Annotated in this window: 10 protein-coding genes and 1 pseudogene; all 11 read left to right on the top strand. The window is 35.0% G+C overall.

Annotation, left to right across the window (positions count from 1 at the left end; genetic code table 11):
• The first annotated feature begins 152 nt into the window (after positions 1–152).
• The 11 genes and pseudogenes from BW929_RS15345 to BW929_RS04860 all read left to right on the top strand — a co-directional run bounded on the left by BW929_RS15345 (position 153) and on the right by BW929_RS04860 (position 13826).
• Positions 153–1340 (top strand): annotated as a pseudogene (locus tag BW929_RS15345) (ABC transporter substrate-binding protein).
• 104 nt (positions 1341–1444) lie between these two features.
• A complete protein-coding gene (locus BW929_RS04815; RefSeq protein WP_076544242.1) occupies positions 1445–2329 on the top strand; it encodes a carbohydrate ABC transporter permease in 885 nt (294 codons plus the stop codon).
• Between the two features lie 2 nt (positions 2330–2331).
• Entirely contained in the window at positions 2332–3165 is an 834-nt protein-coding gene (locus tag BW929_RS04820; protein ID WP_076544243.1) for a carbohydrate ABC transporter permease, read from the top strand.
• Between the two features lie 131 nt (positions 3166–3296).
• Positions 3297–4766: a glycoside hydrolase family 32 protein gene (locus tag BW929_RS04825; RefSeq protein WP_076544244.1), complete on the top strand. Its 1470-nt coding sequence runs from the start codon at positions 3297–3299 to the stop codon at positions 4764–4766.
• 240 nt (positions 4767–5006) lie between these two features.
• Positions 5007–6014, top strand: coding sequence for a LacI family DNA-binding transcriptional regulator (locus BW929_RS04830; protein WP_076544245.1), 1008 nt, complete (start codon positions 5007–5009; stop codon positions 6012–6014).
• Positions 6015–6136: 122 nt separating this feature from the next.
• The gene (locus BW929_RS04835; RefSeq protein ID WP_076544246.1) at positions 6137–8020 is read left to right on the top strand and encodes an ABC transporter substrate-binding protein; all 1884 of its coding nucleotides are present in this window, start codon (positions 6137–6139) and stop codon (positions 8018–8020) included.
• A 70-nt stretch (positions 8021–8090) separates the two neighbouring features.
• Positions 8091–9077, top strand: a complete 987-nt coding sequence (locus BW929_RS04840; protein ID WP_076544247.1) for an ABC transporter permease — start codon at positions 8091–8093, stop codon at positions 9075–9077.
• A gap of 19 nt (positions 9078–9096) precedes the next feature.
• Complete coding sequence (locus tag BW929_RS04845; RefSeq protein WP_084566094.1) at positions 9097–10269, top strand: ABC transporter permease; 1173 nt, start codon at positions 9097–9099, stop codon at positions 10267–10269.
• Between the two features lie 17 nt (positions 10270–10286).
• On the top strand, positions 10287–11294 hold the full coding sequence (locus tag BW929_RS04850) for an ABC transporter ATP-binding protein (RefSeq protein WP_076544248.1): 1008 nt from the start codon (positions 10287–10289) through the stop codon (positions 11292–11294).
• A gap of 18 nt (positions 11295–11312) precedes the next feature.
• A complete protein-coding gene (locus BW929_RS04855) occupies positions 11313–12329 on the top strand; it encodes an ABC transporter ATP-binding protein (RefSeq protein ID WP_076544249.1) in 1017 nt (338 codons plus the stop codon).
• A gap of 51 nt (positions 12330–12380) precedes the next feature.
• Positions 12381–13826: a glycoside hydrolase family 32 protein gene (locus BW929_RS04860; protein WP_076544250.1), complete on the top strand. Its 1446-nt coding sequence runs from the start codon at positions 12381–12383 to the stop codon at positions 13824–13826.
• Positions 13827–13969: the final 143 nt, after the last annotated feature.

The following is a 13969-nucleotide window of genomic DNA, read 5'->3' on the forward strand; positions in this document are numbered from 1 at the left end:
TGGATAAAAAAATAATTTATCAATTGTCTGACACTGGTAATTCTAAGATTAAATTAAAAAAGGGGGGATGGGCTTGATAGCCCACAATAATGAGTAAAAAATTAGTTTTAGCTTTGACAATGATTTTAGTTTTAGCGATTTCTGCAGGTGTAATGGCACAGACAGAAATAACAGTCTGGTATCATTCAGGTAGAGGTGCAGAAAGAGCAGTTACTCAGGACCAGGTAAAGAGATTTAATGAAATGCAGGACGAAGTTTATGTAAACTTAGTTGAGCTTCCAGAAGGTAGCTATAATGAGCAGGTTCAGGCTGCAGCTGTAGCTAATGACTTACCTGATGTACTTGACCTTGATGGTCCATATGTTGCTAACTATGCCTGGTCAGGATATTTACATCCACTAGAAGAATACATGAGCGAAGAAATGAAAAATGATTTCTTACCTTCAATTATGTCTCAGGGAACTTACAATGATCATGTATATGCATTATGAGCTTTTGATTCCGGCCTTTCATTCTGGGGAAATAGAAAGTATTTAGAGGCTGTTGATGCAAGAATTCCTACTTCTGTTGAAGATGCCTGGACCTATGATGAGTTTATGCAAATTGTAAAAGATTTACAGGCGCTTGATGAGGTAGAATATGCTCTTGATTTTAAGATGTTTGATGTTGGTGAATGGTATACTTATGGATTTTCACCATTTTTCCAGGCTTTTGGTGCTGATTTGATTGATAGAGAAGCTAATCAGGCTGAAGGGACTTTAAATGGGGAAAAAGCGATTGAAGCTGGTAAATGGTTTAAGTCACTATTTGAAAATGGTTATGCAAATCAGAATCCTCCGGGAGATACAGAGTTTATCAATGAAGTTGCAGCTTTATCCTGGACTGGACACTGGAATTATAACCCTTATACAGAAGCTTTAGGTGAAGATTTAGTATTATTACCTGCACCTAAGTTTGAAAAGCAGGCTACTGGTATGGGTTCCTGGGCCTGGAGTATAACCAATAACTCAGAAAATCCAGAAGCAGCCTGGAAATTCTTAGAGTTTGTACTTCAGCCAGAAAATATTGTTCAGATGACAGATGCCAATGGTGCTGTTCCTGCAAGATCATCTGCTGTTGCATTATCTGAACCATATAAAAAAGGTGGAGATCTAAATCTGTTTGTTGAACAGCTGGAAACTATTGCTGTTCCAAGACCAGTTACTCCTGCCTATCCAGTAATTACTGATGCTTTTACTACTGCTGTTGATAACTTTGTCAGTGGTGGAGATGTAAAAGAAGAACTGGATAATGCAGCTCAAGAAATTGATCAAGAATTTGAGTATCTAGGAATTAATTAAGATAAAAATTCTGATTGGTGTTTATCAGCCGGGAGAAATCTTCTCCCGGTTTCAATTTGAAAATGTAATCTATTATTTAACGTTTTTAATGAAAGGAGGATTTTATGCTAAGAAATGATAAAAAGTCTATTACTACCTTTATGCTGCCGGCATCAATTTTATTATTAGTTTTTATGGTTTTACCTTTTTTAATGGCATTTGGACTGTCTTTTACCAACCAGCGTTTAATTGAAAGTCCCCGGGGAACTCAATTTGTTGGTTTAACTAATTATGTTCGGGCTCTTGGTGACAATCTTTTTAGAACCGGTCTTACAAATAATGCTATCTTTGTTCTGGTGGTTGTACCACTACAGACAGCTTTAGCACTGGCACTGGCGATTTTAGTAAATATAAAAGTTAAGGGTAATAAATTTTTTCGAGTAATATATTTTATACCAACTGTTACCACAATGGTTGTTGTGTCTGTAATCTGGAGTTTTTTATATCATCCGGACGGACTAATTAATGGCTTTTTAACTTCTATTACTTTTGGCGCCTGGGATGGAATTGACTTTTTAAATAATACTACTACAGCCTTTCCTTCAATTATGCTGATGTCGATGTGGCAGGGAGTTGGCTTCCAGATGCTGATCTTTTTAGCAGCCTTACAGGAAATACCGGATTCTTTTTACGAAGCCGCTGATATTGATGGTGCCAATACCTGGCAGCAGTTTTTATATATCACTTTACCACAGCTAAAAAATACTACAACTTTTGTTATTATTTCAACAACAATCCTGGCCTTTAGATTATTTACTCAGGTTTATGTAATGACAAATGGAGGACCACAGAATTCTACTTATACAGCAATGCTTCATATTTATAATATGGCCTTTAAGCGTTTAAATATTGGCTATTCTTCGGCTCTAACAGTTATATTCTTTTTAATTATTTTAGTAATTTCAATTATTCAGAGAATTGCACTTAATGATACAGAAGAGGAGGTGTAGTAATGAAGTACAAGCAGAATAGAAAAATCTTTGCTTATCTTGCAATGATTGTATTAAGTATCTTTTTCATATTTCCTTTATTTTATATGATTTCAGTATCTTTAAATCCGGATGAAACTGCAATTTTAAGAAATATGGCTTCAGTGAGAGCCTTTTTCCCGGGAGATCTCAGCCTTAAAAACTTTTTTGATGTATTTGACAGAATGCCATTTGCCAGGTTTTTATTTAACTCAACTTTTATTGTAAGTACTACAATTATAATTGGTCTGCTGGTCAACAGTATGATGGCATTTGCACTGGCACGTCTGCGCTGGAAGGGGAGAGCTTTGATAGTTTCTGGTGTAGTAGCTTTAATGATTATTCCTTTTGAAGCAATAGCAGTTCCATTATTGCTGATTACAAATAGATTGGGCTGGCTGGATAGCTATCATGTACAGATTATACCTTTTATAGCCAATCCACTATATATATTTCTGTTATTTCAGTTCTTTAAAAATTTCCCATCTGAACTGGAAGAGGCTGCAATTATTGATGGTGCAAATTGGTTTGGAATCTACTGGCGGATTGCTCTGCCCCTATCAAAGCCTATTTTATCAAGTGTAGCAATTCTACACTTTCTGATGCAGTGGGGATCCTTTCTCTGGCCTTTGATGGTAACTAGAGGTCCGGAATATCGACCTTTAACAGTAGCCATGGAAGTATTCTTTGGTCAGTATCCGCGCAACTGGGGAGATATTATGGCTTTTGCAGCTATGATTACAATTCCTGTGTTATTATTATTCCTCTATTTGCAGGATACCTATGTTAATACTGTAGCCAGAAGTGGAATTAAATAAGACAGATAAATCTTTATTTTCCAGAAAAATAATACTATAATGATTAGTGCTGAACAATAAGAAGCAGCTGGAATAAGATTTGATTTAAGATAAGTAAATTTAAGATTTGAATTTTGTAGGAGGCACAAATTATGTTAGTAGATAATTTATATAAGGAAAAATATAGACCCCAGTATCATTTTTCCCCGGCAAAAAATTGGTCCAATGATCCCAATGGTCTTGTCTTTTATCAGGGAGAATATCATCTTTTTTATCAGTATAATCCCAATGATGTAATCTGGGGACCGATGCACTGGGGTCATGCTGTCAGCAAGGATTTAATCCACTGGGAGCATCTGCCGATAGCTCTGGAGCCAGATGATGAACTGGGGATGATTTTTTCCGGTTCAGCTGTTGTAGATAAAAATGATTCAACTGGCTTTTTTGATGGGGGAGAAGGTCTGGTAGCAATTTATACCACTCATCTTGAACGGGAAAAGGGACCACTTCAGCAGCAGGCAATTGCCTATAGTAAAGACAAGGGCCGCAGCTGGACAAAATATGCGGGTAATCCTGTAATAAAAAATTATGGAGTAGCAGATTTTAGAGATCCCAAGGTTTTCTGGCACAAAGAAAGTCAAAAGTGGGTAATGATTGTTACCTGTGCTGACCGGGTTAGATTTTATAATTCTCCAGATTTAAAGGACTGGAATTATTTAAGTGAATTTGGTCAGGAGATAGGTATTCATGTTGATACCTGGGAGTGTCCGGATTTAATAAAAATGCCGGTAGAAAAATCAGGGACTGCAGATGCTTCAGAAAATAAAGAAAAATGGATTTTAGAAGTCGGTGATATCCAGGGTGGTCAGTCTGGTGTAGCTGTTCAGTATTTTATTGGCGATTTTGACGGCAGAGAGTTTAAAAGTGATTATGACAGGAGTTTTTTTGTAGACCAGGGGCAGGATATTTATGCCCTGCAGAGCTGGTCTAACCTGCCTGATCAAAGAGAAATTTGGCTGGGCTGGATGAACAATATCGGCTACATGTCTAAAATACCGACAACAGGTTGGCGGGGAATGATGTCAATTCCCAGAGAACTATCTCTAAAAGATGATGGAGAGAGGATTAAGTTAATTCAAAAGCCGATAACCGAATTAAAGAATTTGAGAGAAAAATTTTATTCTGAAGTAAATACTGAACTTGAGGGTTCAAAAAAGATTGACTTTAAAGAACAGAGTTATGAAATTAAAGCAGAGCTTGACTTTAGTGATGCTGAAGAAGTTGTTTTTGCTCTGCATAAAAATGACAAGCAGGAATCATTACTTAAGCTGAATAAAAAGCAGAATAAAATTATAATTGATCTTAATAATTCTGGTAACACAGATTTTGATGAGACTTTCCTACTTGAAAAAGAAATAGATTATGATTTTAAAAAAGCAGTTGATTTAGATATTTTTATTGATCGTTCTTCTATGGAAGTTTTTTTGGATGATGGCGAGATTTCTATAACAGATCTTGTTTTTCCAGAGTTAGATTCAGAGGAGATAGAGATCAGAGTTTCTGGTGGAAAAGCTTATATAAAGAATTTAGAAGTTTATAAACTTAATTCTATCTGGGATTAAATGAAATTAATAATTATTTAATGGATTATCATTCACCCTGTATATACAAATTTATTTAAGTATATACAGGGTAATATCTATCGAAATGGCAAATTAATTTTAAAAATTGCTTGACAATTATAATTATTTAATTTATACTTAGAATGCGTTAAAAAAATATTTTTTTAAAAACTTTTGCACACGCGTTCAAAAAATCAATTATAAGTTTATAATTTACATAAGTCTAATGAGGTGTTTTAGATGACAACTATGAAGGATATAGCTGAAAAAGCAGGAGTATCACGTTCTACAGTATCTAGAGTTATCAATGGTCATGATTCAGTAAAAGAAGAAAAAAGAAAAAAGATAATGAAAATAGTTGAGGAGTTAAATTTTAAGCCAAATAAAGTAGCCCAGAGTTTAGTCAGCAATAAATCTTATCTTATTGGTGTTATAGCTCCCAATATTTCCAACCCATTTTACAGTGAAATTATTGAAGCACTAGAGATTGAAGCAAATAAAAAGGGATATAATATTATTGTCTGCAATTCTGGCGGAAATATAGAACGTGAGAAAAATTATTTAGAAATATTATATGGCCGGCAGGTTGATGGTATAATTGTTATTCCTTCAGAATATAAACTGCCTCATTTTCAGGAACTAATAGATAATGATATTCCAGTTCTAACTTTAACAAAAAATATAAATAATTTTGATTCAGTTTTGGTTTCTCATCAAAATGGTGGCGCTGAAGTAGCCAGACATTTTATTGAAATGGGACATAAAAATATTGGTTATATTGGTCCCGTTCCAGATAAAGAAGGGAAATTACTTGGATTTAAAAATGAGCTAAAAAAACACTGCTTGGAAATTGAGTCTTCAAATTATATTGAATCTGATTTTGCAGGGCGTTCAGCTTCTCAGGTGGTTTATAAAGCTACAACAAAATATTTAAAAGAACATGATCTAAAAGCAACAGCTTTTTTTGTAGTTAATGATCTAGCAGCTTTTGGTGCAATACATGCTTTTTCTGATTTTGGCTTAAAAATCCCCGAAGATCTTTCAATTGTTGGATTTGATAATACATTTTTTGCTGCAGAGAGCAGACCAACTTTAAGTTCTGTTGCTCAACCAATAGAAGAGATGGGAAAAGTTTCGATTGAGATATTACTTGACAAGATTAATAATAAAGAGGAAAAATATTTTACAAAATTACTTGAGCCTTATTTAATTGTTAGAGATTCCAGTAGAATAAATAAAAAAAGCTGAGTTATTTTTTTTGAAGACTTTTGAACACGTGTGCAAAAAGTGTGGAGGTGATATTGAAAATAGCTGAGTATTTGAAATTGTTAACTTTAAATTAATTTATTAAAAATTTTAGGAGGGAAATAATGAGTAAAAAATTATTAGTTTATATGCTTTTAGCTTTAATATTATTGGTGTGTCAAACTGTTACAGCAGCAAATTTCAATCAGTCGCCTATTCTGGATGAGAAAGTTGATAGTGGAGATTTACCGGAAATAGAAAATAGACTTCCAGCTCAACCTTTTGTTGTTCAAACTGGAACCCAGGTACCAGAAGAGTATTTAGATTATCAGATTGGTGAATATGGAGGTACACTTAATTTAGTTTCAGTAGAGGCAGGGATCCATGAATTGTTTTTAGGATTTGGAACCCCTATCCTGAGGGCCCCAGGTCAAACGACAGAGGATCCTAAACCAGCAATTGTAAGTGAATACAAGCATAATGAAGATTATACAGAATTTGAATTTAAAATTCGCGAAGGATTAAAGTGGTCTGATGGAATAGAGGTAACAACTGAAGATGTCAGATTTGCTTTCGAAAATTTCTATGCTGATGAAGAAGTGGCTGAACAATTTCCCTCAATGTTAAAAGACCCAAATGATAACCCTGGTCAGCTGGAAGTAATTGATAAATATCGTTTTAAAATTAAATTTTCAGAAAGCTTCGGCTGGTTTGAAACACAACTAGCTTCCTGGATTACTGATTATACAAAAATTTTCAAACCTGCTCATTATTTAAAACAGTATCACAAAGATTTTACTCCTGTAGAAGAAATGCAGTCAGAAATTGACGAAGAAGGGCTAACAAGCTGGTCAGAATTATTAACCTTAAGAGATATTAATCACTGGGAGTTGTCTCAGCCATTTTCCATAGGATCACCGGTACTTACGGCCTGGATGCCGGTCAATATTGATTCTAATGTAATGGAGTATCAAAGAAATCCTTATTACTGGAAAGTTGATCAGGAAGGAAACCAGCTGCCGTACATTGATAATATAAAAGTTGCTAAAGTTAATAAGCAGGAATCAATTGATATGAGAGTAATTTCTGGTAATGTTGACCTCCTTTCTCAAAGTGCAACTTTAAATAAAATGTCACTTTATAAAAAGAACGAAGAAAAGGGTAATTATAATACTGTACTTACTGGTTCTATAAATAATCCTCCACTTCTCTTTTTAAATCAGGATTATAATTATCAAAAAGAAGATAGTGTCTGGCAGAAATTAATGCAGGATCCAGAGAAGAGATTTTCTAAAGCTTTAGCCTTAGCCATTGACTCTGAAGATGTAAATAACAGTATTTACTTTGGCCGCTATGGTAAAAAAGGCTTAACTGCAACTTATGATCCAGAAAAGGCAAGAGAATTATTAAATGAAATTGGAATGGATAAATTTGATGATGAAGGTTACAGACTTGCACCAGATGGCAGTAAATTTGAGTTTGTGCTTTCAGTAACTGATCATGCTCCAGATATTGTGCCATTATCAGAACTTTTAAAACAGCATATTGAAGATATTGGAATTAGAACTTCAGTTGATCAGATGGGAATAGATTTATGGTGGCAGAGAAACTATAATAATAAATTTATGGGTTCAATCCACTGGAATGATGGTCCAATCTGGTCTTCAGGTATTTCCGAAGATTATCTGCCTGATTTTAAAGGTTCCTGGGCTCCAGCTTCTTATGATAACTACCTTGAACTTGACGGCAGAACTCCACCAGAATATTTACAGGAGTTTTTCGACATTCATACTGCAAGAAAGAAGTATCCGGCAGAATCTAAAAAAGGTAAAGCGCTGTATAAAGAGTTGGAAAAGTGGTTTGATGACAATTTAGTTATGCTTTATCCTGTAGCAGATGTTACAAGTCCTAATATTATTTCCAAGGATTTAGGAAATGTTCCCGCTGAAGGTTATCCATGGGGGCTTGATATTCCGAGAAACATGGATCAGTTATACTTTAAAAAGTAAGTCAGTTAATATAATAACAGTCAGGTTTTACCTGGCTGTTATTTAAAAAAATTAAAGAGGGGGAAAAAAGTTGGGTAATTATATTTTGCGTAGATTTTTAGTAATAGTTCCCTTGTTAATAGTGATTTCAGTTATTTCTTTTATTGTAGTTCAACTACCACCCGGAAGTTATGTTGAAACATATATTCAAAATTTAAAAAATCAGGGATATCAGCCTGATGAAAATGAAATAGAAAGACTTGAAAGCAGATATGGATTAAATCAGCCGGCCTATATCCAGTATTTTACCTGGATGAAAAACATGATTTTTGAAGGTGATATGGGTAGATCTTTTGTTTATAAACAGCCGGTAAGCGAAATTATAGCAGAAAGAGCTCCGATGACGATTATGATTTCTCTGATGGCCATACTGCTGCAGTGGATTGTGGCTGTTCCAATTGGAATATTTTCAGCCCGCTATCAGTATTCAATTTTTGATTATATTGTTACCTTTTTTGGATTTATCGGACTCGCTTTACCAAACTTTTTATTTGCACTTGTGTTAATGTATTTTGTCTATGTTCACACCGGTTGGGCTGTTGTTGGGATTTTTTCACCTGAATTTGTTGATGCATCCTGGTCATTTGCTAGAGTATTGGATATGCTAAAAAATCTCTGGATTCCACTGGTTGTAATCGCAACAGCTGGAACTGCAGGTTTAATCAGAACCCTAAGAGGAACTCTGCTTGATGAATTAAAAAAACAGTATGTTACAACAGCCAGAGCAAAAGGAATGAAGGAAAGAAAATTGATTTTAAAGTATCCTGTTCGAGTTGCAATTAATCCTTTAATCAGTACAATCGGCTGGATGCTGCCGGCAATTGTTGGTGGAGAAGTTGTTGTATCTCAGGTTCTAAATCTGAAAACACTGGGACCGGTTTTACTGGGTTCAGTTCAAAGTGAAGATATGTACCTTGCCGGTGGAATAATTATGATTTTAAGTTCGCTGACTGTAATTGGTACTTTATTATCTGATATTTTATTGGCCTGGGTAGATCCAAAAGTGCGTTATAAATAATTAAGAAAGGAGTGTTGAAATGGCTGAATCTAAAGATTCTATACTTAAAAAAATAGGTAATTATATAAAAAATATTTTTTCAAAAAATAAAAAAGATAAGTATGAGCGACTTGAATATGCATCTCAAAGTCAGCTGATCTGGTATCGTTTTAAAAAACATAAACTGGCTGCATTTGGTTTAACCGTACTTGCAATTTTATATTTTACATCAATATTTGCTGGTTTTGTGGCTCCATATACTCATGTTGAAAGAATTGGTGATTATAAGTATGCTCCACCAACTGAAATTCATATGATCAGCGAAGAAAATGGTTTAAGAACCCCATTTGTTTACAGTTACAGCAAAGAATTAGATCCCGAAACTTTTCAGTATGAATATGTGATAGATAAAAGTACAGAGTATTCCCTTAAATTATTTGTGGAATCAGAACCATATAAATTATTGGGTTTTATTCCAATGGAACATAAATTATTTGGAACTGGAGATAAAGATGCACCTGTATTTTTATTTGGAACAGACAATTTGAGCCGTGATATATTTTCCAGGATTTTAATAGGTGGTCGTGTCTCACTATTTGTTGGTTTTGGTGGAGTTTTCTTAAGCTTTATTATTGGAAGTTTACTTGGTGGGATTTCTGGATATTTTGGTGGAGTTATTGATGAAATAATAATGAGGGCTGTTGAGTTATTGATGAGTATTCCAAAAATTCCTCTCTGGATTGCTTTTTCTGCAGCTGTTCCTAGGGACTGGACAGCAGTTCAAACCTATTTTGCAATAACTATGATTTTAGCTTTAGTTGGCTGGACCGGACTGGCCAGAGTTGTGCGAGGTAAACTAATGTCTTTAAAAAACGAACAGTTTGCAATGGCTGCAAGAGCTGCGGGGGCAAGTGACTTTAGAATTATCACCAAACATTTACTACCTGCATTTATCAGTTATTTAGTTGTTCACCTGACTTTAGCAATCCCTGGAATGATTTTAGGTGAGACTACACTCAGTTTTCTGGGTTTAGGTATTCAGCCACCTGCTGTCAGCTGGGGAACACTGCTGCAGGATGCACAGGATCTTACTGTATTAGCTGATTATCCCTGGCATTTGATTCCAACTGCGTTTGTAATTGTTACAGTATTGATGTTTAACTTTATTGGTGATGGTTTAAGAGATGCGGCAGATCCATATTCCAGCAAATAGAAAGGGGGAGATTAGTAATGAATAAAGATGATAATATTTTAGAAATGAAAAATTTGAAAACACACTTTTTTACAGACCGCGGTACGGTAAAAGCTGTTGACGGAGTTAATTTGAATGTTAAAAAAGGAAAAACACTGGGAGTAATTGGAGAAAGTGGTTGTGGTAAGTCTGTAACTGCTCATTCTATTTTAAGATTAATTCCATCTCCTCCCGGTCAGATTGTTGATGGATCTATTAATTATCAGCAGAAAGATAATAAGATTATAGATCTGGGAAAATTGGATGCGAGAGGAGATACTATCAGAAATATAAGGGGTAATGAGATTTCTATGATCTTTCAGGAGCCGATGACATCTTTTGGACCTCAATATACAATTGGTCATCAAATAATGGAAGCCATAATGATTCACAATCCTGAAATGGCAGAAGAAGAAGCGAAAAATAAAACAATCTATCTATTAGATCAGGTAGGGATTCCAAAGGCAGAAGAAAGAGTAGACTCCTATCCCCATGAGTTTAGTGGAGGAATGCTGCAGAGAGCAATGATTGCAATGGCTCTTTCCTGTTCACCAAGACTATTAATTGCAGATGAACCAACAACAGCTCTAGATGTAACAGTTGAAGCTCAAATACTTGAATTATTAGAAGAACTTCAGGATGAGACTGGAATGTCAATCATCATCATAACTCATAATCTGGCTGTTGTTTCAGAGGTAGCTGATCAAATTGCAGTAATGTATTTAGGTAGAGAGGTAGAATTTGCAGATTCTGATCAGATTATTGATAATCCACTCCATCCCTATACTAGAGGCTTGTGGAATTCTATACCTTCTTTGGATGGGGAGTTAAAGGAGTTAAAACCGGTAAAAGGTACGGTTCCTGATCCTATCAATATTCCTGCTGGATGTCCTTTTGCAGATCGCTGTCCGGAAATGATAGCTGGTGTTTGTGATCAGGGTAATCCACCGGATAAAATTGAGGTGGAAGAAGGTCACTATGTTAGATGTTTTCTATATACTGAATAAGCGAAAGGAGGAAAATAAATGCAGCAGGATACATTAGTAGAAATTAATGATTTAAAACAATATTTTGCTATTGAAAAGGGTATTTTTAATCGTAAAGTAGGTGAGATTAAAGCGGTTAATGGAGTCAGCCTGAAAATAAAGCAGCGAGAAACTTTAGGACTGGTTGGAGAAAGCGGTTGTGGTAAATCAACTTTAGGTAGGGCAGTTTTAAGGCTGCAGGAGCCAACTGCTGGTGATATTTATTTTAACCAGGAAGATGAAAAAGTTTCAGTGCTGGAGCTCAACAATAGAGATATGCGTAAGGTAAGAGCTAATATGCAGATGATTTTTCAGGATCCTTTTTCTTCTCTGAATGAAAGAATGACAGTAATGGATAATATTATTGAACCACTTGTAGTTAATAATATTGGAGATAAAGCCAGTAGAAAAAAAAGGGCTGGTGATTTACTGGAGCAGGTTGGTTTAAGAAGAGAATATTTAAGCCGTTATCCCCACAGTTTCAGTGGTGGACAGCGCCAACGGGTTGGAATAGCAAGAGCCCTATCAATCAAACCACAATTTATTGTAGCTGATGAACCGGTTTCTGCACTTGATGTTTCTGTCCAGGCTCAAATTTTAAATTTATTAAAGAAATTACAGAAAGAAATGGATCTCACTTTTTTATTTATTTCTCATGATCTGGGGGTAATTCGTTACGTTTCTGATAGAATTGCTGTGATGTATATGGGTAATATTGTGGAAATTGGAGAAAGGGAAGAACTCTTAAGAAATCCCTATCATCCCTATACTGAGGCACTTTTATCAGCTGTTCCAAGACCAGGACAGAGGAGAAACAGAATAGTACTCGAAGGTTCGACACCTGACCCTATTAATTTACCATCAGGATGTATTTTTAGAACCCGCTGTCCTTATGCGGAAAAGAAGTGTGCTGAGCAGAAACCAGAGTGGGAAAATGTTGAAGGTGAACATTTTGCTGCCTGCCATTTTAAAGATTCACTTGAATTAAAGGGAATTAAAAATAGAAAAAGAGCTTAGAAAATAAGATAGAAAGAATTTAGTATATTTAATATATGAAGGATGGATAAAATGATTACAAATAATTTATATAAAGAAAAATATAGACCTCAGTATCACTTTAGTCCAGAAAAAAATTGGTCAAATGATCCAAATGGGATGGTTTATTATCAGGGAGAATACCATCTTTTTTACCAGTACAATCCGGCAGATGTGGTCTGGGGGCCGATGCACTGGGGCCATGCTGTTAGTAAAGATTTAATTCACTGGGAGCATTTACCGATTGCTCTTGAGCCTGATGCTGATCTTGGGATGATTTTTTCCGGCTCTGCAGTTGTAGATAAAAATGATACAACTGGTTTTTTTGATGGTGGAAAGGGGCTTGTCGCTATTTATACCACTCATCTAGAGCGGGAAGAAAGTCCACTCCAGCAGCAGGCAATTGCCTATAGTAAAGATAATGGACGCAGCTGGACAAAGTATGAGGGTAATCCTGTTATCGAAAATTATGGGGTTGAAGATTTTCGTGACCCTAAAGTTTTCTGGCATCAGAAAAGTGAAAAATGGGTATTGGTTATTGCCTGTGATGATAGGGTAAGATTTTATAATTCTCCTGATTTAAAAGAATGGAAATATTTAAGTGAATTTGGTTCTGAACTGGGAAGTCACGGCGGGGTCTGGGAATGTCCAGATTTATTTAGACTTTCAGTTGAAAATAGTAATCAGGAAAAATGGATTCTTCAGGTTGGAGATCAGGAAGGTGGAGAAGCAGGAGTTTCAACTCAGTATTTTATTGGTTATTTTGACGGTATAAGATTTGAAGCCGATGAAGAAAAAAGTCATAAAGTGGATTTTGGTCAGGATTTGTATGCTCTGCAGAGCTGGTCCAATATGCCAGATCAAAGGAGAGTATGGCTTGGCTGGATGAATAATATTGCCTATGCTGAAGACATCCCTACAGATGGTTGGAGAGGGATGATGTCAATTCCCCGAGAGCTTTCATTAAGAAATACTAAAGCTGGATTGAGACTTATTCAAAAGCCAGTAAAGGAACTGAATCAGCTTCGTGAAGAGTTTTATCATCAAGAAAATATTTTCCTGGAAGATGAACTTTCGATTTCCTGTAATTCACAAAGTTATCAGCTTAAAGCAGAATTAGAAATAGATGATGAGAGTGATTTCAGTCTTTCATTACATAAAAAGGATGATCAGCAGTCACTATTAAATTATGCTGGGAAAACAAATTCTTTTAGTCTGGATTTAAGTAAAACTGGATTAGTAGATTTTAATAAAAATTATTTAAAAGAGAAAAACATTAATAGAATCAGCAGTAATAATATTTTATTAGATATTTTTGTTGATTATTCATCAATAGAGATCTTTATTGACGATGGAGAAATTTCAATTACTGATTTAGTTTTTCCAGAGAAAAATTCAAACGAGATTAAACTAAGTGTGAACAACTCTGAAATTAAAATAAACAAATTAAATATATTTGAAATGAACAGCATTTGGTAAATTTATCAGTTAATAATTTTTTCCAAAGAGTCAAATCAGCAGAGAGCCATTTTTGTCTATTCTAAAAGCAGCTGGAACAAAAATTTCTTCCAGAAAATGTTGATTTGGCTCTATTTATGTTATAATAAAGTAAATATTTTTCA

Origin of the sequence: Halanaerobium kushneri, from assembly GCF_900156285.1 — a bacterium.
Taxonomy (GTDB): domain Bacteria; phylum Bacillota; class Halanaerobiia; order Halanaerobiales; family Halanaerobiaceae; genus Halanaerobium; species Halanaerobium kushneri.